The sequence below is a fragment of the Azospirillum oryzae genome (assembly GCF_008364795.1).
GTDB lineage: Bacteria > Pseudomonadota > Alphaproteobacteria > Azospirillales > Azospirillaceae > Azospirillum > Azospirillum oryzae.
The window spans coordinates 1-20,795 of sequence record NZ_VTTM01000006.1 but is presented as its reverse complement, the minus strand read 5'-3'; the positions used below and the strand labels follow the sequence as shown (position 1 = coordinate 20,795).

Genomic DNA, 20,795 nt, shown 5'->3' with positions numbered 1-20,795 from the left:
CAGAGCAAGCCCCTCCGACAACCGTCCACCGTCGACTGGACGCATCCCCGTGGGCCCACCTCAAATTGAAACGATCCCCTTCGGGTCGTAGGATGCGTCTATGAGGTCGGTACTGCCGATCCGATTAACGCTCAGGGAGGCAGCATCGAACGAGAAGAATACCCGATTCTGTTGAAGATCGAGTGCGCTGTAGACAAGTTGGCCGCCGACGGCGCTGAAATCGTCTGCCGCTGTCCAATCAGGACCTGAAGCGACTTCCTTGACCATGCGCGTACCCGCGGCGGTGCCATCGCTCATCCAGAGCTGGCGCCCATTCTTGCCGTCGTCCGCGTTGAAGAACAGTTCCTCGCCAACAGCCGTCATGTCGGATATCGACGCTCCGAGGGTCCCCGGATTGATATCCATGACCAAGTGGGTGCCCGGTGTGGTTCCGTCGGAGGCCCACAGCTCCATGCCATGTTGACCGTCATCAGCGGCAAAGAACAGGGTGTCACCAGCCGCAGTAAGGCTGTTGGGATTCCATCCCGGCATCGGTGCGAAGCTCTTGATCTCCCTGGTGCCTTCGACTGTACCGTCCGACCTCCACAACGAGAAGTCGGCGTTGAAGTAGAGCGTGCCGTCCATCGCCTCCAGGTCGTTGTCGAAGCCCTCACGCGTGTCGGTGACCATGCCGCCCTTCAATGGAATCGTGCCGGCTTCCGTGCCGTCCGTCACCCACAGATACGTTTCGAACTCGCCCGTCCCGGATGTAAGGAAAAGTCGGTCGCCGACCGCCGTCAGGTGTCGTGGATCGTGGGCAAACGGCCCTCCCGGGTCGATGTTGCCGGGGAGGAAATCCTTCACCACCATGGTTCCGGAGGCGGTACCGTCGCTTTTCCAGAGAGCGACACCATGTGCGGCATCCCGCGCATCGAAAAACAGGGTGCCGTCCACGTCCGTGAGGCCGATGATGGAGCTCATTGCGTTGGAGACCATTTGGGTTCCGCTGCTGGTCCCATCACTCTTCCAGAGCACGCGACCATGCACCCCGTCATCGGCGGTGAAATAGAGTTCGCCGTCCATCTCCATCAAATCGCTCGGGCTGGACGAGCCGCCACCTGAGCGGATGTCCCTCACCAGAACCGTTCCCTTGGCGGTTCCATCGCTTTTCCACAATTCTGCGCCATGGGTTGCATCGTCGGCCGTGAAGAACAGCGTGTCGCCGATGGCCACCGAGCCGGTGGGCTGGGAAGAGGTTGGCCCGGGCGCAATGTCCTTGATGAGGTATGCAGCCTTGCCGTCGGTGCCCCAGAGTTCGCGGCCGTGGGCGGGGTCGTCGGCCGAGAACAGGGCTTTGGTTCCTGACGGCCTGAAGTCGGGAAACGTGAAATCGCTTCCTTCGGTGAAGGTCGGTAGGCCGCGCGACACCCCGGTGACATGGAGGGTGGAGCCGTCCTTGAAAGCGATGTCAGCCGCCCAGGAATAGCCGTCCGGGTAATAGGTGTACGGCTTGATGTCCTTGACCGTCACCGGACCGGCAAGATCCGCGTGGCTGTAGCCGTGGAACTCGATCCGGTCATTGTCGTCGTTGAAGCCCGAGATCGTGTCATGGCCGAAGCCTTGGCCGCCGCGGCCGAAGAGGAACAGGTCGGCGGCGTCGCTGAAATCGACGGCGCCCCACCGGCCGGGCGCCCCGCCGCCGTCCATCCAGTCGTCGCCCCTGCCCCCGACGAGGGTGTCGCGTCCGGCAAGGGCCCCTTGATAAGGATCATGCACGCCAATGCTGTCATTGCCATCGCCGCCGATCAGCAGGTCGTTGCCCAGTCCGCCGCCGAGCCTGTCGTTTCCCGGGCCACCCGCCAACACGTCGTCGCCCGCTTCACCACTCAAGCGATCGTTGCCGGAGCCACCGAACAGGCGGTCATCGCCATCATAGCCGCCCAGACTGTCGTCACCGCCGCCGCCGCGGATCGTATCGTTCCCCGTGGCGCCGAAGATATCGTTTGCGCCGGCGTTGCCGCGGAGGTCGTTGGACTGGCTGTTTCCGCTCAGGAACGTCCGGGCTTGGGATGGGACCTGGGAGGAGTTGTCCAGCAGGACGGCATTCTCAAGATTGTCCGCCAGTTGATAGGAGCCCTTGACGAAGGCCGTATCGGTGCCTTCCCCGGGATTCTCGCGGATGATGTCGCTGGACCGCTGGTCGCTGCCGGATCCGATGATCCAATAGACATCGTCACCAGAGCCGCCGGCCATCGTGTCCGTCTGGCCGTCGACGCCGGCATAGAGCGTGTCGCGGCCGCTGCCGCCAAGCAGACTGTCGGCTCCCGGACCACCACTCACCAGATCATCTCCGGCTCCACCGTCCAGACGGTCGTCACCGGGGCCGCCCTTCACGGTGTCGTTGCCGCTGTCGCCCCATAGGGAGTCGTTGCCCTGATCCCCCTCCAACTCGTCACGCCCACCCTTGCCGAAGAGGAGATCGTCGCCCCGGCGACCGGAAATCGTGTCGTTCCCCCGTCCGCCCGTCAGTGTATCCGCTCCACTGGTTCCTTTGATTCGCTGGCCTGCCAGTGGGCCAAGGGTCGCGACGAAGACGTCGGTCAGCCCCCCGTTGGCATCGTCGGGTGAGAGGTTGTCGGCATAGCTCTGAAAGCCGACATGTGATCCGTCGGCCGAGATGACGCCTCCGAATGAGGAGCCGTTTGCCTGGACGCCGTCACCGGTCTCGCTGGCCAGTATCATCGCTCCGGTGGTCAAATCCTTGACATAGATGTCATATGCGGAGGCGGGACCATCCTTTGGAACGAGGGCGGCGACGCTTGTGAAGACAACTCTTCTTCCGTCCCCTGAAATGGTCGGAAGTATGGATTGCCCGTTTCCCGGCATGCCGTCCTGGTTACGGCTAATCAGCGTCAGCTTGCCTGTCACCAAGTCCTTTAGAAAGACATCATCGGTTCCGTTGCTGTCGTCTGGAGCCAGATCATCGTCGTTGCTGGAAAAGACAAGTTTGGTTCCATCATCCGAAATGGACGGTATGCCCAAGACCCCTGATGCCTGCCTTCCATCCATGGTCCGACTGGCCAGGATGGTTTTCCCTGTGTTCAGGTCCCTTACGAATATGTCTTCGCCGCCGTTGTCGTCACCTGGGACCAGATTATCGGCACTGCTGGAAAAGGCGATCTTCGTTCCGTCCGCCGAAATCGCGGGATTGGAACTGGGCCCATTCCCAACGGAACCGTCCACTGCCTGACTGACGAGGGTCGTCTTGCCCGTGTTCAGGTCCTTAACGAAGATATCCCCCTGTCCGTTCGTGTCACCGGTGACGAGGTTGCTTGCCTGACTGAGGAACGCAATCTTCGTTCCATCGGCGGACAATGCAGCGGCAAAGCTCGAGCCATTCGCATCGCCGCCGTCCTCCGCACGAGAAACCAACGTCAGTGCTCCGGTCGTCAAGTTCTTCACGTAAAGATCATAGAACCCGTTGTTGTTTGTCGGTGGGAGATCATCCGTATAGCTGGAAAAGGCCACCGTTGTTCCGTCATCCGATATGGTCGCCGCGCTTAGCCATCCGATCACCTGTTTTCCGGCTTGTGTCCGGTTGACCAGCTCAATCTGGCCGGTCTTGATGTCCTTCAGGTAGAGATCGGGTTCATGGGGCGCCAAATCATTTTCAATGAGGTTGCTTGAATAGCTGACAAATACTGCCTTTGTGCCGTCACCAGAAAGCACTGGACTGTCTGAGTCCAAATTTCCTCCGGCGTTGGCGGCAGTGGAACTTACAAGATTGAGATCGGTAACGACGGTTGTTGTCATGGCGATCACCTCTTGCAGTCCCGCTGACGCTGGGAACGCCGGGAACATTTCTACCACTTATCAACATACTTCCCGTAACGCTGGAGAATATATTAGATACGTTGTTATGAACATAAAACGATTCGAAAGAGTGTCCGACGCTATGCATAGTCAGCTTTCCTCCCGTTATACTTGAGGACAGCGCGACAGGCGTCAGCTTAACAGCGTCAGTGCGGAACGGATAAAGAACTTCTTTCAGCGATTAGCTTCCTCATTTCCCATTACGCCAAGCGCTGCACCATCGCCGTCACGTCCTTGTCGAGCGAGGTGCCCAGCGTCACGCGCGATGCGCAGGCCCGGCTTGTCGATGTCCGACCAGCTCTTGATGGAGGAATTGCCGGCGACCAGCGCGCCCATGGCACAGCACGGCGATCAGCTGCCGCATGGCTTCGCGCAAGGGACCGCGGCTGACCCCGAATTGGTCGGCGATGTGGGCATAGCCCGGCGTCAATACCCCAGCGCGCACCCATCCTTCCGGTGGTCGGAGCCGCCCAGCAGGGTTCCATGCTCCCAATCGATGCCGATGGCCTGGGCACCGCCGATCGCCCAGCCGGGCGCCGTCACGGTGAAGCCGCGGCGGGCCAACTCCGCCCCCGCCTTGGCGCGGATTGCCGTTTCCGCTTCCACGGTACGGGTGCCGGGCAGGGGGAACAGGCGCGGCAGGTCGATGGCGCTTTGGATGTCCAGCCCGTGGTCGAACAGCTTCGACAGGAAATGGGCATGGCCCATCGCCTGGTAATGTCCGCCCATGACGCCGAAGGTCAGGCTGACGCGCCCGTTTTCGGTGACCATGCCCGGAATGATGGTGTGCATCGGCCGCTTGCGCGGCGCCACCATGTTGGGATGCCCATCGACCAGGGAGAAGCTCTGGCCCCGGTTGTGGAACAGCACGCCGGAGCGGGGCGCCATCATCCCGCTGCCATAGGGATGGAAGATCGAGCTGATGAAGCTGACCGCCGTGCGATCCTTGTCAATCACGGCGATATAGACCGTGTCCTTGTGCTCGACGCTGTCAAACACTCCGCCGATCTCCAGCGCGTAGGCGGGATCGATGCGGGCGGCCAGCTGGTCGGCCAGGGCATCGGACAGCAGATGCTCCACCATCGACGGCCCGGTCTGCGCCGGATCGGCCAGGAAGGCGTCGCGAGCGGCATAGGCGAGCCGCGTCGCTTCGATCTCCACATGCAGGCTGTCGGGGTCGAGCGGATCGCCGGCCGGACGGAAGCGCTTGAGGATGTTCAGAATCATCAGGGCGATGATGCCCTGTCCGTTCGGCGGGCATTCATGGATGGTGCGGCCGCGATAGTCGGTTCGGATCGGCATGACATACTCGCCCTTGGCCTCGGCGAAATCCTCCAGGCTGTGGAAGCCGCCGGCCGCCCGCAGGGACTCCACCATGTCCTGGGCGATGGCGCCGCGGTAGAAGGCGTCCGGCCCCTCGCGCCCGATGGCCTCGAGCGTGTCGGCCAGCAGCGGCTGGGTCTGGACGGTGCCGGCCGCGGGGGCTTCTCCGTCCACCAGGAAGGTGGTGGCGGCGGTCGGATCCCGGCGGAGCAGATCGGTCTGCTGGACGAGGTCGTGCGAGACGCGCGGCGTGACGACATAACCTTCGCGCGCCATGGCGATGGCCGGAGCGAAGATCTCGCTCAAGGGCAGGCGGCCATGGTCGGCGACCAACCGCGTCCAGGCATCCACCGCGCCCGGTACCGTGACCGCGTGGGGGGAGTGGCGGTCGATCACGGTGACGCCCGCCGCCCGCAGGCGCTCCAGCGTCATCGCCGCCGGGGTGCGGCCGGAGCCGTTATAGGCGCGGATGTCGGTCCCACCCTGCGGAGCGACCATGGCGAAACAATCGCCGCCGATCCCGGTGGAGCCCGCTTCGACCACGCTCTGAACCGCGCAGGCCGCCACCGCGGCATCGATCGCCGTGCCGCCGGCCTTGAGGATCTCGACCGCCGTCAGGGTTGCCGCCGGGTGCGAGGTGGCGGCCATGCCGTTGCGCCCCATGGCGAGCGACCGGCCCGGTTCTTCGAAGTTGCGCATGGTCTCCGTCGGCTCCCCGATGTTGGTCTTTCACGGTGGAGGGCCGGATGCGAGGGCATATCCACCGCGCCACGATGATGGTATACCAAATCCCACCACAGCAAGCAGATCTGATGGGGGATCGCCGTACTGCCATCAGCGGCCGGTGATCTCCTCCCGCGTCAGGGTCATGAACAGATCGACCACCGGCGTCCTGGCCCGGTCGCTGTGAACCGCGATCTGGAACGGCGCGTGGTAGGACAGCACCCGCGGCAGCAGGGCGCGCAGCCGTCCGGCCCGCACGTAGGGGGTGGCGTAGTGGTCGGGCAGATAGCCGAGATAACGGCCGGACAGGATCAGCCGGGCAGCCCCCTCCATGTCGCTGACGGTCGCATGCGGGGCGCTGATCGCGAAGACCTTGATGTCACGCGCGCCCCAATAGCTGCGGGCCACCAGCCGGTGACGGCGCACCTCGTCCAGATCGACCATGTCGTCCGGACGGTCGAACAGCGGATGGCCGGCCCCGCAGAAGAACAGGTTGGTTTCCGTGTAGAGGTCGATATAGGAGAGCCCAGGCACGATCCGCGGGAAGCCGGCGATGGCGAGGTGCAGCCCGCCACCGATCACGTCGCGCAGCAACTCGTTGGGCGGCCGGGTGGAGATGGAGAGGTTGACCTCGGGGGCGGCGTCGGCGAAGCGGGTGATCACGCGCTCCAGCGGGAAACTCGGGTCGGTCAGCGTGTTGTCCACCAGCCCGATGCTGAGGGTGCCGGTCAGGCGGTCGCGCAACCCCCGCACCCGGGCGCCGAACCGGTCCAGCGTGTCGAACACCCGCCGCAACTCGTCATAGACCGCCTGCCCCTCTTCCGTCAGCTTGAAGCCGGACCGGCCGCGCCGGCACAGCCGTACCCCCAGCCGCCCTTCCAGTTCGGCGAAATGGGTGGAGATGGTGGAGAGCGACAGGTTCAGTTCGCTTTGCGCCGCAGTAAACCCTCCGGCCTCCACCACCGTCATGAACAGGCGAAAAAGCCGTAGATCGGCGGTCTCAATGGTCATCCGGCTCATGCGATCGGCAATCCTCCGGCCTGGACAGGGGGTGGGCCGGCCTTACTTCGGCTCCTGTCGAAGTAAGATACAAAAAATTCGGGATGTGTGGGACGGCAAAGTCGCCGTCTAATTCCTGCATGCACTTCCATCGGGGCTGACCAACGACGAGAGGGAGACACGCAATGAAGATCGGCGCAGGACTGGACAGACGGGCGGTGCTGGCGGGGGCGGGCGTGGCGGTCGCCGCCGCGGCGGTGGGGTTTCCCTCCATCGTCCGGGCTCAATCGAAGTCGCTGAAGGTCGGGGTGTATGGCGGCTATTTCAAGGAAAGCTTCGACAAGCACGTCTTCCCCGAATTCACCAAGGCGACCGGCATCGCGGTCGAGGCTGTGGCCGAACCGACGGGCGAGGCATGGCTGATCCAGCTTGAACAGGCTGCCCGCGCGAAGCAGGCTCCGGCCGACGTGTCGATGATGTCCCAGGTGGCGATGCTGAGGGGCATGGCCGCCGAGCTGTGGGCGCCGCTCGACCCCGCCAAGCTGCCGAACGCCGCGAAGGTCAAGCCGGCGCTGATCAACAAATACCCCGATGGCCGGCTGTCGGGCGTCGGCGCGGTGTCCTGGTACATAACCCTGGTGACCAACACCAAGACCTATCCCCAGGCGCCGGAGAGCTGGGCAGCGCTGTGGGACCCGGCCAACAAGGACAAGCTGGGCCTGCTGGCGCTGGTCTCCAACTCCTTCCTGCTGGACGTGACCGCCGCCACCTTCTTCGGCGGGTCCAAGCATCTCGACAGCGAGCAAGGCCAGCTGGAGTGTTTCAAGAAGCTGGCCGAGCTGAAAAGCAACGTGAAGCTGTGGTACCGCGACGAGGCGCAGTTCGAGGCGGCGCTGAAGTCCGGCGAGATCCCGATGGGGCAGTATTACCACGACGTCACCGGCCTCGCCGCCGCCGATGGCCATCCGGTGCGCTCCACCTTCCCCAAGGAGGGCGGCATCCTCGATTCCGGCAGCTGGGCGGTGTCCAAGGCATCCAAGGCCGGCGATCTGGCCCATGTCTTCATCGATTACATGTGCCAGCCGCAAATCCAGGCGCTGCTGTCGCGCAAGGTCGGCACCTCGCCGACGATCGACCGGTCTGCCACCGACCTGACGGACAAGGAGTTCGCCGCGGTCTCCTCCGATCTGACCCCGATCGTCCCGCGCTATGACCTCTACCTGTCCAAGGCCGACTGGCTGAACCAGAAATGGACGGAAATGATCGTGGGCTGACCCGCGAATGCCCTTCTCCCCTGGTGCGGGGGAAGGGCTCCGTCCTTTCCGAACGATCCGAAGGCCCGCCATGTCCGCCCTCGTTCTCGACGGTCTCACCAAGCGTTACGGCAGCTTCACCGCGGTGCATGGGGCGAGCCTGCGCATCCCGCATGGTCGGTTCGTCTGCCTGCTCGGCCCATCCGGCTGCGGCAAGACCACGCTTCTGCGGATGATCGCCGGGCTGGAGGAGCCCTCCGGCGGCCAGCTGCTGATCGACGATCGCGACATCACCACGACCCCCGCCCACAAGCGGGATTTCGGCATGGTGTTCCAGTCGCTGGCCCTGTTCCCCCATCTGAGCGCCGGGGAGAACATCGCCTATCCCCTGCGCATCCGCGGCGTTCCCGCCGACGAGCGCCGCCGCAAGGCGGAAAGCTTGCTGGAACTGGTGCGCCTGCCCGGCATGGCCGACCGGCCGGTGTCGCAGCTGTCGGGCGGCCAGCGCCAGCGCGTCGCCATCGCCCGTGCCTTGGCGCTGGAACCGAAACTGTTCCTGCTCGACGAACCGTTGTCGGCGCTCGACGCCAAGCTGCGCGAAGCGATGCAGATCGAACTGAAGCAGCTGCAGCGGCGGCTGGGCATCACCACCATCGTCGTCACCCACGACCAGCGGGAGGCGATGACCATGGCCGATCTGGTGGTGGTGATGTCGGAGGGGCGGATCCGTCAGGCCGCCCCGCCGATGGAGGTCTACCGCCGGCCTGCCGACGCCTTCGTCGCCGATTTCATCGGCATGACCAACTTGCTGGAGGGCGAGGTGACGGCCCCCGGCCGCGCCAGCGTACCGGGAGGCGAACTGGTCCTCGGCGGGCTGCCGCCGCATGGCCGCGCCCTGCTGTCGGTCAGGCCGGAGGAGGTGCTGCTGCATCCGGCGACCACGCCCAATGGAGCGAACCGGCTGACCGGAACCCTGTCCTTCATCCGCGATCTCGGCGCCAGCGTCGAATTCCGCATCGACGTCGCCGGGCGGGAGATCGTGGCGCTGACCCGGCCGCAGGACCGCCCGGCGGTCGAACCGGGCGCCGCCGTCATCGTCGAGATTCCGGCCGAAGCCTGCGTCGTCCTGCCACCGGAGAGTAGGGCGCCGGACGGCGGAACTGCCGGGGAGCGGCCGTCATGATCCGCCGCGCCCCCCGCAGCCTCGGCGAACATGCGCCGATCCTGTTTCCGGCGCTGATGCTGGTCGTCTTCTTCGTCATCCCCTTCGGCCTGATGATCGCGGTCAGCGTCGCCCGCCGGATTCCCGGCGGCTTCTACGAGCCCGATCTGGTGCTGGCCAATTACGAACGGTTCCTCAGCGCCTTCTTCGGCGGGGTCCTCTCCTTCTCGCTGGAGCTGGCGGCGCTGGTGGCCGTGGTGGCGGTCGGCATCGGCTTTCCCTTCACCTACCGGCTGGCGCGGCTGCCGCGGGCGGCCCAGGTGCGCTGGCTGGTCTTCCTGCTGTCGATCCTGTCGCTGTCGGAGGTGATCATCGGCTTCGCCTGGTCGACCCTGCTGTCGCGCACCGCCGGCATCACCAACCTGCTGGTGGCGGTCGGTCTGATGGCGGAGCCGCAGTCGCTGTCGCCCAGCTTCGGCGCGCTGCTGGCCGGCATGGTGTATCAGGCCTTTCCCTACACCGTGCTGGTGCTCTATCCGGCGCTCGCCCGGCTCGACCCGGCCCTGGTGGAGGCGTCGCGGACGCTGGGGGCCTCGCCGCTCAAGGCCTTCTTCACCGTGGTGGTGCCGACCCAACGCAACACCATCGTGGCGACCCTGATCATGGCCTTCGTCTTCGCGCTCGGCAGCTACCTGCTGCCGCAGCTGCTGGGCCGGCCGCAGCATTGGACCCTGTCGGTGCTGATCACCGATCAGGCGATCTACCAGTCCAACATGCCGTTCGCGGCGGCGATGGCGGTCTTCCTGGTGCTGGTCAGTCTGGCGCTGGTCGGGCTGTCGCTGCTGATCGGACGCAAGGAGGAGGCGTGATGCTGCGCTGGCTCAACAGCCTGATGGCCGGCCTGATCGGCCTCGTCCTGGCCGCGCCGATCCTGGTGGTGGCGGGGGTTTCGCTGAACGCCAAACGCTCGCTCGACTTCCCGCCCAGGGGCCTGTCGCTGGCATGGTATGCCGAAATCTTCACCGATCCCGGCTGGCGCGGGGCGCTGATCGCCAGCCTCGTGGTGGCGGCGCTGTCGGCGGCGCTGGCCGTCGCCATCGCCTTTCCACTGGCGTGGTTCATCTGGCGCTGGCGGGCGCCCTGGGCGCGGGCGTTCGAGATGCTGGGAATGACCCCCTTCATCCTGCCGCCGGTCATCACCGCGCTGGGGTTCCTCAGCTTCTGGTCCACCTTCGGCCAGTATGGCGAGCCGTGGACGGTGGTGGTCAGCCACGCCATCTTCTTCGTCACGCTGCCGCTGGTCACGCTGTCGCTGGGATTCGGCGCCGTGGACCGCAGCTATGTCGAGGCCGCCTCGACCATGGGGGCCGACGACCACACCGTGCTGCGGACGGTGGTGATGCCGCTGGTGCGGCCCTACATGATTTCGGGATTCGCATTCGCCTTCGTGCTGTCGCTCAACGAATACATCGTCGCCTACATGGTCGCCGGCTTCACGCTGGAAACACTGCCGATCAAGATCTTCAACGCCTTGCGCTACGGCTACACGCCGACCATGGCCGCCGTCACCGTTCTGTTCGTGCTGCTGACCGCGGCCGTCTTCGGGCTGATTGCCCGCTTCGGCGACCTGCCGCGCCTGCTGGGCGCCTGGATCAGAGCCGACTGAGCGGCCCGACCGGCCCGACCGACTTTCCGACAGGAGACCAATCAAAATGATCGATCCGGACAAGCTCAACCGTCTGCGCGAGAAATACAGCGGCAGCGGCGGCGCCGACATCCACTCGCCGGAGTTCCAGCGTGTCGCCGCCCTGCAATTCTCCGCCGGGGGGCGGCGGACCCAGCCCTTCGCCGGGGTTTCTACCCTGCTCGACGCGCCATACCGTCCGGATGCGCCCGAACTGCCCGATTTCGGCGGGCTTGAGATCGCGCTGATCGGCGTGCCGATGGATCTGGGGGTGACCAACCGCGCCGGCGCCCGCTTCGGTCCGCGGGCGGTGCGGACGATCGAGCGGATCGGTCCTTACGAATATGTGCTGAAAATGGTGCCGTCGGCGGCCTGCCGCATGGCCGATGTCGGGGATGTGCCGCTGTCCAGCCGTTTCAGCCTGGAAGCCTGCCATCACGACATCGAGAGCTTCTACAACAAGGTAATGGATGCCGGGGTGATCCCGCTGTCGGTCGGCGGCGACCATTCGATCAGCCAGTCGATCCTGAAGGCATTGGGACGGGACCGTCCGGTCGGCATGATCCATTTCGACGCCCATTGCGACACCGGTGGCCCCTACGAAGGGTCCAAGTTCCACCATGGCGGTCCGTTCCGTCAGGCGGTGCTGGACGGCGTGCTCGACCCCGAGCGCACGGTGCAGATCGGCATCCGCGGCAGCACCGAGTTCCTTTGGGAGTTCTCCTACGAGTCCGGCATGACGGTGATCCATGCCGAGGAGATGGCGCAGCGCGGCATTCCCGCCGTAATCGAACAAACCCGCCGAGTGGTCGGCGACGGGCCGGTCTATGTCTCTTTCGACGTGGACTGCCTCGATCCGGCGTTTGCTCCGGGAACCGGCACGCCGGAAGTCGGCGGGCTGACCACGCGGGAGGCGGTCGAGCTTCTGCGCGGTCTGGTCGGGCTCGACGTCATCGGCGGCGACGTGGTCGAGGTGGCCCCGCAATATGACACCAACACCACCACCGCCCAGGCCGGCGCGCAGATGCTGTTCGAGATCCTGTGCCTCGCCGTTAAGGCGCTGGAGCAGCGGCGGGGCTGATCCCCGCCGGCCGGCTGACCGGGAGGATCGTGACCGGGCCGCCGGTCGGGTCACGATGTCTGGCCGACGAACGGCAGTGCCTCGGCGGCTCTCCCGCTCACCAGCGCATCACGCGCCGCATCGTCCTGGACCACGCCGGCTTGTCCGGCGCCGAGCAGCGCATCGATCCTGTCGCGCAGCGCCAGCAGCGCCGACCGGTCCGTCTCCGCCAGATCCGGTGCGGCGTCGATCCGGTCCAACTGGCGGGCGCAGCGCCGCACCGCCGACAAGGCGCGGGGCAATGCCGGCAGAGCCTCGCGCCGCATCCGCCGCGCCTGCCGCACGGTGAGCGCTCCGCCCTTCGCCTCCCGCCACAACGCCGCCTGTGCCTCCGCGTCGCGTACTCTTGCGATCTCCACCAGCAGCGAGCGCGACACCACCCGCCGCACTTTCGGGTACTCCGCCTTGATCCAGTCCGGCAGCCGGTTCAGGCTCAGCAGGTCCCCGACCCAGCTGGTGCTGCGCCCGACCAGCCGGGCCAGCGCCTCCCGTCCCCAGTCCCGCTCCACGAGGCGCTGGAGCGCTTCGGCCAGTTCCAGCGCGTCCAGCCCCTGGCGTTGCGTGTTCTCGACCAGCGACAGCACCGCGGCGCTTTCGTTGGACACCGCCACGGCCGGCACCCCCACCCGGCCCAGCGCCTGCACTGCGCGCAGCCGCCGAGCTCCGGCCAGCAGCTCGTAACGCCCACTGCCCAGGGGACGAACGACGACGGGCTGCAGCAGCCCGATCTCTTCGATGGAGCGGGCGAGCGACTCCACCTCCTCGTCGTCGATGCGGCGGCGGGCGTGGCTGTCGGGCACGGTGATGGCGGCGACGGCGATGCACGCGACGTCGCCCATTGTGGCAAGGCTCATGGCGCACAAACTCCTTGAGCCGCGGGCCTGGGCAGGCACGCGGCGGGTCGGGCAGGGGATGGGGCGGGAAGGACGCAGCTGTTGCGCTGGCAGCCGCGATCCTGCCCAATTATAGGAATATTGTCAAGGCATCGGGTCCGGTCCCAACCACGGCTGATCCGGACCCGTGCAGCGCCGCCAGATCGTGCCTCAGGGTGTGCTGGCTGAGTGTGCTACGCCTCCGTCATTGAAAAACGCGCGACAGAGCGCCGTCGATGGCCGCGACGATTCGCTCGATATCGTCGGCGGTGGCGATCAACGCCGGGCTGAGGCACAGCGTGTTGTTCAAGCCGGGCAGCGAGCGGTTGGTGGCGCCGATGATGACGCCGTTCGCCATGCAGTCGGCGACGACCGCCTGCACCAGCCTCTCCTCCGCAGGCTCCTTCGTCGCCCGGTCCTGGACCAGTTCGACGCCGCAGAACAGCCCCTTGCCGCGCACGTCGCCCACGGCGCGGTGGCGTTCCGACAGGTCCCACAGGCCGGCCAGCAGCCGCTCTCCCATCGCCTGGGTGTTGGCGAGGAGATTCTCGTCCTCGATGATCCGCATGTTCTCCAGCGCCGCCGCCGGGCCGGCGACGCAGCCACCGAAGGTCGAGATGTCACGGAAGAAGGACATCGGGTCGGCCGGATCGTCCTTGAACAGTTCGAAGATCCGCTCGGTCGTCACGGTACAGGAGATCGCGGCATATCCGGAGGCCACCCCCTTCGCCATGGTGACGAAGTCCGGCTGCACGCCGTAATGCTGGTAGCCGAACCACATGCCGGTGCGCCCGAGACCGCACACCACCTCGTCGATATGCAGGAGCACCTCGTGGCGGCGGCAGATGTCCTGCACCTTCTCCCAATAGCCCTTGGGCGGGGTGATGACGCCGCCGCCGGCGGTGATCGGCTCCAGGCACAGCGCACCGACCGTGTCCGCCCCCTCGCGCAGGATCACCGCCTCGATGGCGTCGGCGGCCAACTCGCCGTAATTCTCCACGGCGCCGTACTGGCTGCGGTATTCCAGGCAATGCGGCACCTCGACGAAGCCGTCGGGGAAGGGGCCGAACTGGGCGCGCCGCTGCGCCTGCCCCGCCGCCGCCAGCGTGCCGAGCGTGGTGCCGTGATAGTCGCGCTCGCGGTAGAGGATCTTGGATTTGCGGCCGCCATGGTGCCGGTGCGCGATCTGGCGCACCATCTTGAACACCTTCTCGTTCGCCTCGGAGCCGGAATTCGAATAATAGACCCGGCTCATCCCCGGCATCTTGCCGATCAGCTTTTCGGCGAAGCGGGCGCCGGCGGTCGACCCGGCGGAGTTGGCGAAGTAGTTCAGCTTGACCAGCTGGTCGCGCACCGCGTCGGCGATGCTGGCCCGGCCATAGCCGACATTGACCGTCCACACGCCGCCCGACACGGCATCGAGATATTCGCGCCCCGTGGCATCCCACACCCGCATCCCCTTGCCTTCGACGAAGATGCGCGGGTCGGCCGTCTCGAAGCCCTTGTGCTGGGTCAGATGGTGCCAGACATGGGCGCGGTCGGCCTCAATGACGTGGCGGATATCGTTGGTGCGTGACAGATCGGTCCGAAGGACGTCATCCATCGGTCATCTCCTCGGGGTGGAATGCGGTGCCGGTTAGGGCGGGATCAGGGAAGCGTGTCGCGGTGGATCTTGAACGGCGCCCAGGACTGGCTCACCGGCATGATCTCGACGCTGTTGATGTTGACGTGCGGGGGCAGCGACACCACCCAGCGCACCGTCTCGGCGATGTCCTCCGGCTGCAGCGGGTTGGCCCCGCCATAGAGCGCATCGTAGGCGGCCTTGTCGCCGCCGGTGCGCACCAGGGTGAATTCGCTTTCCGACAGGCCCGGCTCTATGGAGGTCACGCGCAACCCCTGTGCCGACAGGTCGCTGCGCAGGCCGAGCGAGAACTGCTTCACGAACGCCTTGGTGCCGCCATAGACGTTGCCGCCGGGATAGGGCCAGTTGGAGGCGACGGAGGCGAGGTTGACGATCAGCCCGCGCTGCGCGATCAGCCGGGCCAGCAGCAGCCGGGTGATCGTCACCAGCCCGGTGACGTTGGTGTCGATCATCGTCCGCCACTGCTCCAGGTCGCAGTCCTGCGCCGCCGCGGTGCCGAGCGCCAGCCCGGCATTGTTGACCAGGACGGAGATGTCGGCGAACTCCTGCGGCAGCGACTCCAGCGCGGCGCGGGTCGCCTCCTCATCACGGATGTCGAAGCACAGCGGGTGGACCACCGCCGGCCCGCCCAGCGCCTCGACCAGCGCCTCAAGCCGGTCCCGGCGCCGGCCGGTGGCGACGATCCGCCAGCCCTCCGCGACCAGCCGCCGGGCGATGGCGTCGCCGAACCCGGAGGTGGCGCCGGTGACGAGAGCGGTCTTCGGGGCGATATTCTGCATTGCGTGATTTTTCCTTACGACGGAGTGTAGCTCAGGCCCAACGTGACGGCGGTCTGGATCAGGCCCGCCACTGCCACGGCGAACAGAGCCCCGGAGGCCAGCCGCCGCCAGCCATCGAAGCTGAGGCGGGCGGACAGCAGCCGGCCGGCGGCGAAACCGGCAAGCGTGGGACCGATAAAAGCCGCCAGCAGCCCGACCACGCCGGGGTCGATGGCCCCCACCAAAGCACGCCCGGCCAAGCTGAGCGCGTCGACCGCACCGAAGAACACCGCCAGGGTGCCCTTGATGGTCCGGCGGTCGCGCCCACCGGCCAGCAGCCACGCCGCGATCAGCGGCCCGCCGACGGCGAAGGCGGCCAGCAGGACGCCGACGATGAAGGCGATGCCGGCCCCGACTGCCCGGTGCCGCAGCCAGTGCGGCGGCTCCCGCACCAGGGCAACGCAGGCTGCCCCGAAGACCGTCACCGCGACCAGCAGCCGTGAGGTTGCGTCGTCGAGGCTGGCGGCGATCAGGCTGCCGCACAGCGCGCCGGCGAACCCCATCGCCAGCATCAGCCACGCCACCGCCCAATCCACCGTCCCCTGTTCGCGGTCCAGCAGCAGAAAGCAGGTCAGCAGCAGGTCGCTGACCAGGATGAAGGGGATGCCGGCGGCGGGCGAGGGCAGGAACAGCAACCCCAGCGCCGCGATCAGGGCGTATCCGAACCCCGTCACCCCGCGGAAGGCGGCGGCGAGGAAGGTCACGCCCCCGAAGAGGAGCATGGACATCGGTTTCGCGACCTTCCCTCAGTGATTCAGACCTTGCCCTTCCAGGGCACCAGACGGCGTTCCAGCCAGCGCATGCCGAATTCGAACAGGGCGGCGAAGGCGCCGATGACGAAGATCCCCATCAGCACGATGTCGGTGCGCAGGAAGTTAGAGGCGTTCAGCACCATCTGTCCGATCCCGGTGGAGGCGGCGACCATCTCTGCGGCGACCAGCGTCGTCCAGCCCACCCCCATGCCGATCCGAAGACCGACCAGGATGTCGGGCAGGGCCGCCGGCAGCACCACATGCACCACCACCTGCCAGCGGCTGGCGCCCAGCGCGCGGGCGGCGTTGACCTGATCGGCCGCAGCGGCCGACACGCCGGCCCGGGCGGCAAGCGCCACCGGGGCGAAGCAGGCGAAGAAGATCAGCAGGATCTTCGAGGTCTCGCCGATGCCGAACCAGATGATGACCAGCGGCAGATAGGCCAGCGGCGGCAGCGGCCGGTAGAATTCGATGAAGGGGTCGAGTGCGGCCCGCAAGGACGGACTGAGCCCCGTCGCCAGCCCCACAGGGATGCCGATCAGCGCCGCCAGCAGGAAGGCGCTGACCACGCGCAGCAGGCTCATGGCGATGTGCTCGGCCAGCGGCGCACCGTCGATCCGCCCATCCACCGCGTCGAGGAAGGTCTGGAACACCGTCCCGATTTTCGGCAGGAACAGCGGCTTGACCACGCCCTGGCCGGTCAGCGCCGCCCACAGCGCCAGCGCCGCCAGGATCGCCGCCATGCTGATCAGCGCCGGCTGGGAACGAAAGCCCTGCATCCGGCGGCGCAGCCGGCTCAGCGGCACCATCCCGGACGGAATGCCGGCCAGACCGTCGGCGGACTTTGCTTGCTCCGTGGCGGTGGGTTTCATGCGGCCTCTCCTGTGGCGGCGTCGCCGTGGCTTCCGGTGCGGTCGTGGATGAAGCCCAGCACCCGTTCGCGCATCGCGATGAAATCGGGGGAGGACTTGACCGACCGGGCATCCTGCCCGGCCAGGAAGCGCCGGCTGAAATCCAGCGGGATCGTCTCGGCGATCCGGCCGGGGCGCGGGGTCATGATGATCAGCTTGGTGGCCAGGAAGATCGCCTCCTCCACCTCGTGGGTGATGAAGAAGGCCATCTTCCGCGTCTCCGCCCACACCCGCAGGATCAGTTCCTGGATCTGTTCGCGGGTGAAGGCGTCGAGCGCGCCCAATGGTTCGTCCATCAGCAGCATGCGCGGGTCGGCGGCCAGCGCGCGGGCGATGCCGACGCGCTGCTGCATGCCACCCGACAGCTCGTAGATCCGCTTGTCGGCGAAGGACGCCAGTCCGACCAACTCCAGCATGCTGCGGGCGCGCCGGCCGCGTTCGGCCTTGCCCATGCCCTGCATCTTCAGGCCGAAGGCGACATTGTCGGCCACGGTCAGCCAGGGCATCAGGGCGTGGCGCTGGAACACCACGCCGCGGTCGGCCCCCGGCCCGGTGACCGGTTTGCCGTCCAGCAGGATGTCCCCGTCCGTCGGCGGCAGGAAGCCGGCGATGCAGGACAGCAGGGTGGTCTTGCCGCAGCCCGACGCGCCGAGCGCCACCACGAATTCCCCCGGTTCGATGGTCAGATCGACCCAAGACAGGGCGACGGTCGCGCCTTCCCCGCCGCCATACTGGACGCTGACATTGCGGACTTCGAGCATGGCTGGGCCTCCTGACGTGCGGGGAATGGCGCTGCGGACCGGACCGTTACTTCGCCGCCGCCTTCACCACGTCGGCGGTGACGAAGGGGCCGTAGTCGGGAGCCAGTTCGGTGACGCGGCCCTGGCTCTTCAGGAACTCGGCGGTCGATTTCAGCGCCTCGGCGGCACCGCCGCCCAGCCACTCCTTGGACGCCTGCTCCTCCAGGGGCAGGAAGCGGTAGGCGGCGAGCCCGTCCGGCACGTCGGCCGGGGCGGCGCCCGTCCATTTCGCGATGGCCGCCGCCTGCGGCGAGGCCGCGGTCCATCCGTCGCCGGTCTTGGCGTAATCGGCGTCGGCGGCGGCCAGCAGCTTGACGAAGGTCGTCATGAAGTCGGGGTTGGCGGCCATGAAGGCCTTGGTGGCGACGATGCCGTCGAAGGTCGCCTTGCCCTTCTTGGCGAAGTCGCCCGCGCTGGCGATGACGGTGCCGTTCTTCTTCGCGGCGGTCAGGACCGGCGCCCAGATGAAGGTGGCGTCGATGTCGCCGCGCTCCCAGGCGGCGGCGATCTCCGGCGGGCGCATGTTCAGCAGCTTGACGTCCTTGCCCGACAGCCCGGCTTCCTGCAGCGCATACATCAGCTGGTAGTGGGAGGTCGAAACGAAGGGAACCGCCACCGTCTTGCCTTTCAGGTCGGCGATGGACTTGATGCCGCTGCCGTTGCGGGCGACCAGCTGTTCGGCATTGGCGATGTCGTCCAGGATCCAGAACAGCGTGATGGGCAGCCCCTGCGAGGCCGCCGCGGCGATGGGGGAAGAGCCGGCTTCGCCGATGTCGACGTTGCCCGACGACATGGCGCGGATCACGTCGCCGCCACCGCCGAACTTTACCCACTTCACGGCATAGCCGGTCTTCTTCTCCAGCTCGCCGCTTTCCATCAGGACGCGGATGGGCGTCATCATGTCCTGGTAGGCGAAGGTGACGGTCTTCTCCGCGGCCACGGCCGGGGCGGAGGCCCCGAACAGCGCGCCGATTGCGACGAAGGCGGTGGCGAGCAGGGTCTTGCTGAAGGTCATGGCGGGGTCTCCGTCGATGCCGGTAATCCGATGCCGCCATTAGGACCCAGCCGCCGCCCCCGCCGAAAGGTCCAGATCCTCCCGGTTTGCGGCAGTGACTGGTCCGGCGCCCGATCCGCTGCCCCATCCCGCGCCATGTGGCGCCGGTTTGGGCAGACGCCCGTCCGGTAACCATGCCGACCGCCGCAACCGACGCCGTTCGGCCCTTCGCCGGCCGGCACTCTTCTTGCTTTTCCGCATACCGGGGCACGCAGCCCGACGTGATGGCCGACGTGATGGTCTCGGGGGAAGAAGGACGGTTGCACCATGCAGATCGACACCGCCTGGCGGCTTCTTTTCGGCGGAATGGAGCGTGACCCGCAGGGATTGAGCGCGCGTGTCCGCAGCATCATCGCGGAAGCCATCGAGACCGGACTGCTGGCGCCCGACTTGCGGGTGCCCTCCAGCCGCAGCCTTGCCGAGGCGCTGGGCATCTCGCGCAACACCGTCAACGCCGCCTATCAGCATCTGATCGACGACGGTCTGCTGATCGCGCGGGAGCGCAGCGGATGCTTCGTCGCCTCGTCGGACGACCGGCGGGCGTCGGAGCCCACGAACGCCAGCGTCGCGGCGGACAGGGCGGGCGGCTGGGCAGCGCGCTTCGCCATCCAGCCATCGCGTCTGCCGCAGATCACCAAGCCGCGCGACTGGATGGATTATCCCTATCCCTTCCTGTTTGGGCAGTTCGATCCCAGCCTGTTCCCGACCAACCCGTGGCGGGAGAGCGTGAAGGCGGCGTCCAGCGTGCAGGAGATCACCCGCTGGGCCCGCGACATGATCGACGACGACGACCCCGACCTGCTGGACCAGCTGCGCCACAAGGTGCTGCCCCGCCGCGGCATCTTCGCCGGTCCGGGGGAGATCATCATCACCATCGGCTCACAGCATGCGCTGTCGATGCTGGTCCAGCTGCTGGTCGGCCGCGACACGCCGGTCGGCATCGAAAATCCGGGCTATCCCGATGTGCGCCACATGGTCGGTATCGCGACGGCGGACATGCGGCCGCTGACCAGCGACGGCTTCGGCGTCGTGCCGGATGCGGTGTTCGCAAGCAGCCGGGTCGCCTTTGTGACGGTGGGGCACCAATGTCCGACCACCGCCGTGATGCCGATCGGGCGGCGGCGCGCCCTGCTGGACGCCGCCGCCCGCCAAGATGTCGTCCTGGTCGAGGACGATTATGAATCCGACCTGTCGGTGGAGGGGGATGCCGATCTGCCCTGCCTGAAGAGCCTCGACCGGGCGGACCGGGTGATCTACACTGGCAGCTTCTCCAAGATTCTGGCACCGGGTCTGCGCATCGGCTACGTCGTGGCGCCGAAACCGGTGATCGACGAACTGCGCGTCCTGCGGCGCCTGATGCTGCGCCACCCGCCGACCAACAACCAGCGCAGCCTCGCCACCTTCATCCAGCTCGGCCATTACCGCCAGCATCTGCGCCGGACCGCCACCGTGCTGGAGGAGCGGGCCGCGCGGATCGCCGACCTGCTGCCGGAGCTTTTGCCCGGCTGCCGCTTCCGCCGTGATTTCGGCGCCAAGAGCTTCTGGATCGAAGGTCCGCCCGTCCTGGACAGCCGCGATCTGGTCCGCAGGGCGCGCGACCAGGGCGTTCTGATCGAGGCTGGCGACATCTTCTTCCTCGATCCGGCAGAGGGCCGCCGTTATTTCCGCCTCGGCTTCACCTCCATCGCCACTCACAGGATCGAGCCGGGATTGCGCCGGCTCGGCGCCCTATTGCGGAAGGAGGCCGTCTAGGTGTTTAGTCCCGGCATTTGATGGTGCGGGTTTTCGGTGAAGCTTGAGGGGTCTTTGTGCCAAGCTCTGCAGACGAAC

Annotated in this window: 17 protein-coding genes; 6 read left to right on the top strand and 11 right to left on the bottom strand. The window is 66.7% G+C overall.

What is annotated here, in order from left to right:
- Positions 1 to 60: 60 nt before the first annotated feature.
- The 4 genes from FZ938_RS17310 to FZ938_RS17295 form a co-directional block, all read right to left on the bottom strand.
- A complete protein-coding gene (locus FZ938_RS17310) occupies positions 61 to 3,792 on the bottom strand; it encodes an ELWxxDGT repeat protein (RefSeq protein ID WP_246457374.1) in 3,732 nt (1,243 codons plus the stop codon).
- Positions 3,793 to 4,026: 234 nt separating this feature from the next.
- A complete protein-coding gene (locus tag FZ938_RS30620; RefSeq protein ID WP_174757114.1) occupies positions 4,027 to 4,188 on the bottom strand; it encodes a hypothetical protein in 162 nt (53 codons plus the stop codon).
- Positions 4,189 to 4,278: 90 nt separating this feature from the next.
- Positions 4,279 to 5,874 (bottom strand): gamma-glutamyltransferase family protein, encoded by a 1,596-nt coding sequence (locus FZ938_RS17300; protein ID WP_149199724.1) that lies wholly within the window; start codon positions 5,872 to 5,874, stop codon positions 4,279 to 4,281.
- 135 nt (positions 5,875 to 6,009) lie between these two features.
- The gene (locus FZ938_RS17295; protein ID WP_149199723.1) at positions 6,010 to 6,918 is read right to left on the bottom strand and encodes a LysR family transcriptional regulator; all 909 of its coding nucleotides are present in this window, start codon (positions 6,916 to 6,918) and stop codon (positions 6,010 to 6,012) included.
- A 164-nt stretch (positions 6,919 to 7,082) separates the two neighbouring features.
- Between FZ938_RS17295 and FZ938_RS17290 the strand changes: the two genes are divergently transcribed.
- From FZ938_RS17290 to speB, 5 genes are all read left to right on the top strand, one after another.
- A complete protein-coding gene (locus tag FZ938_RS17290; RefSeq protein ID WP_149199722.1) occupies positions 7,083 to 8,171 on the top strand; it encodes an ABC transporter substrate-binding protein in 1,089 nt (362 codons plus the stop codon).
- A 70-nt stretch (positions 8,172 to 8,241) separates the two neighbouring features.
- Positions 8,242 to 9,333, top strand: coding sequence for an ABC transporter ATP-binding protein (locus FZ938_RS17285; protein WP_149199721.1), 1,092 nt, complete (start codon positions 8,242 to 8,244; stop codon positions 9,331 to 9,333).
- Entirely contained in the window at positions 9,330 to 10,181 is an 852-nt protein-coding gene (locus FZ938_RS17280; protein ID WP_149199720.1) for an ABC transporter permease, read from the top strand. The genes FZ938_RS17285 and FZ938_RS17280 overlap by 4 nt, the downstream gene beginning before the upstream one ends.
- Entirely contained in the window at positions 10,181 to 10,978 is a 798-nt protein-coding gene (locus tag FZ938_RS17275; RefSeq protein ID WP_149199719.1) for an ABC transporter permease, read from the top strand. The genes FZ938_RS17280 and FZ938_RS17275 overlap by 1 nt, the downstream gene beginning before the upstream one ends.
- Before the next feature lie 46 nt (positions 10,979 to 11,024).
- Complete coding sequence (gene speB / locus FZ938_RS17270) at positions 11,025 to 12,077, top strand: agmatinase (protein ID WP_149199718.1); 1,053 nt, start codon at positions 11,025 to 11,027, stop codon at positions 12,075 to 12,077.
- Between the two features lie 50 nt (positions 12,078 to 12,127).
- On the opposite strand, the gene FZ938_RS17265 is transcribed toward speB, so the two are convergent.
- The 7 genes from FZ938_RS17265 to tauA all read right to left on the bottom strand — a co-directional run bounded on the left by FZ938_RS17265 (position 12,128) and on the right by tauA (position 18,926).
- The gene (locus FZ938_RS17265; protein WP_149199717.1) at positions 12,128 to 12,970 is read right to left on the bottom strand and encodes a ParB/RepB/Spo0J family partition protein; all 843 of its coding nucleotides are present in this window, start codon (positions 12,968 to 12,970) and stop codon (positions 12,128 to 12,130) included.
- 223 nt (positions 12,971 to 13,193) lie between these two features.
- Positions 13,194 to 14,591, bottom strand: a complete 1,398-nt coding sequence (locus FZ938_RS17260; RefSeq protein WP_149199716.1) for an aminotransferase family protein — start codon at positions 14,589 to 14,591, stop codon at positions 13,194 to 13,196.
- 44 nt (positions 14,592 to 14,635) lie between these two features.
- A complete protein-coding gene (locus FZ938_RS17255; RefSeq protein WP_149199715.1) occupies positions 14,636 to 15,409 on the bottom strand; it encodes an SDR family NAD(P)-dependent oxidoreductase in 774 nt (257 codons plus the stop codon).
- Between the two features lie 14 nt (positions 15,410 to 15,423).
- Positions 15,424 to 16,176: a sulfite exporter TauE/SafE family protein gene (locus tag FZ938_RS17250; protein WP_149199714.1), complete on the bottom strand. Its 753-nt coding sequence runs from the start codon at positions 16,174 to 16,176 to the stop codon at positions 15,424 to 15,426.
- A gap of 26 nt (positions 16,177 to 16,202) precedes the next feature.
- Entirely contained in the window at positions 16,203 to 17,072 is an 870-nt protein-coding gene (locus FZ938_RS17245) for an ABC transporter permease subunit (RefSeq protein WP_149199713.1), read from the bottom strand.
- Positions 17,069 to 17,872 carry a taurine ABC transporter ATP-binding subunit gene (gene tauB, locus FZ938_RS17240; RefSeq protein ID WP_149199712.1) on the bottom strand — a complete coding sequence of 268 codons (804 nt, stop codon included), beginning with the start codon at positions 17,870 to 17,872 and terminating at the stop codon, positions 17,069 to 17,071. The genes FZ938_RS17245 and tauB overlap by 4 nt, the downstream gene beginning before the upstream one ends.
- Before the next feature lie 46 nt (positions 17,873 to 17,918).
- Positions 17,919 to 18,926, bottom strand: coding sequence for a taurine ABC transporter substrate-binding protein (tauA, locus tag FZ938_RS17235; RefSeq protein ID WP_149199711.1), 1,008 nt, complete (start codon positions 18,924 to 18,926; stop codon positions 17,919 to 17,921).
- A 306-nt stretch (positions 18,927 to 19,232) separates the two neighbouring features.
- Between tauA and FZ938_RS17230 the strand changes: the two genes are divergently transcribed.
- On the top strand, positions 19,233 to 20,717 hold the full coding sequence (locus FZ938_RS17230; protein WP_149199710.1) for an aminotransferase-like domain-containing protein: 1,485 nt from the start codon (positions 19,233 to 19,235) through the stop codon (positions 20,715 to 20,717).
- The last annotated feature ends 78 nt before the right edge of the window (positions 20,718 to 20,795 follow it).

Bases quoted from the DNA above. Each gene is read 5' to 3' on its own strand.
- FZ938_RS17290 (WP_149199722.1), top strand. From the start codon at position 7,083: ATGAAGATCGGCGCAGGACTGGACAGACGGGCGGTGCTGGCGGGGGCG.
- tauB (WP_149199712.1), bottom strand. From the start codon at position 17,872: ATGCTCGAAGTCCGCAATGTCAGCGTCCAGTATGGCGGCGGGGAAGGC.
- FZ938_RS17230 (WP_149199710.1), top strand. From the start codon at position 19,233: ATGCAGATCGACACCGCCTGGCGGCTTCTTTTCGGCGGAATGGAGCGT.
- tauA (WP_149199711.1), bottom strand. From the start codon at position 18,926: ATGACCTTCAGCAAGACCCTGCTCGCCACCGCCTTCGTCGCAATCGGC.
- FZ938_RS17310 (WP_246457374.1), bottom strand. From the start codon at position 3,792: ATGACAACAACCGTCGTTACCGATCTCAATCTTGTAAGTTCCACTGCC.
- FZ938_RS17280 (WP_149199720.1), top strand. From the start codon at position 9,330: ATGATCCGCCGCGCCCCCCGCAGCCTCGGCGAACATGCGCCGATCCTG.
- FZ938_RS17250 (WP_149199714.1), bottom strand. From the start codon at position 16,176: ATGTCCATGCTCCTCTTCGGGGGCGTGACCTTCCTCGCCGCCGCCTTC.
- FZ938_RS17245 (WP_149199713.1), bottom strand. From the start codon at position 17,072: ATGAAACCCACCGCCACGGAGCAAGCAAAGTCCGCCGACGGTCTGGCC.
- FZ938_RS17285 (WP_149199721.1), top strand. From the start codon at position 8,242: ATGTCCGCCCTCGTTCTCGACGGTCTCACCAAGCGTTACGGCAGCTTC.
- FZ938_RS17300 (WP_149199724.1), bottom strand. From the start codon at position 5,874: ATGCGCAACTTCGAAGAACCGGGCCGGTCGCTCGCCATGGGGCGCAAC.
- FZ938_RS17255 (WP_149199715.1), bottom strand. From the start codon at position 15,409: ATGCAGAATATCGCCCCGAAGACCGCTCTCGTCACCGGCGCCACCTCC.
- FZ938_RS17260 (WP_149199716.1), bottom strand. From the start codon at position 14,591: ATGGATGACGTCCTTCGGACCGATCTGTCACGCACCAACGATATCCGC.
- FZ938_RS30620 (WP_174757114.1), bottom strand. From the start codon at position 4,188: ATGGGCGCGCTGGTCGCCGGCAATTCCTCCATCAAGAGCTGGTCGGAC.
- speB (WP_149199718.1), top strand. From the start codon at position 11,025: ATGATCGATCCGGACAAGCTCAACCGTCTGCGCGAGAAATACAGCGGC.
- FZ938_RS17275 (WP_149199719.1), top strand. From the start codon at position 10,181: ATGCTGCGCTGGCTCAACAGCCTGATGGCCGGCCTGATCGGCCTCGTC.
- FZ938_RS17265 (WP_149199717.1), bottom strand. From the start codon at position 12,970: ATGAGCCTTGCCACAATGGGCGACGTCGCGTGCATCGCCGTCGCCGCC.
- FZ938_RS17295 (WP_149199723.1), bottom strand. From the start codon at position 6,918: ATGAGCCGGATGACCATTGAGACCGCCGATCTACGGCTTTTTCGCCTG.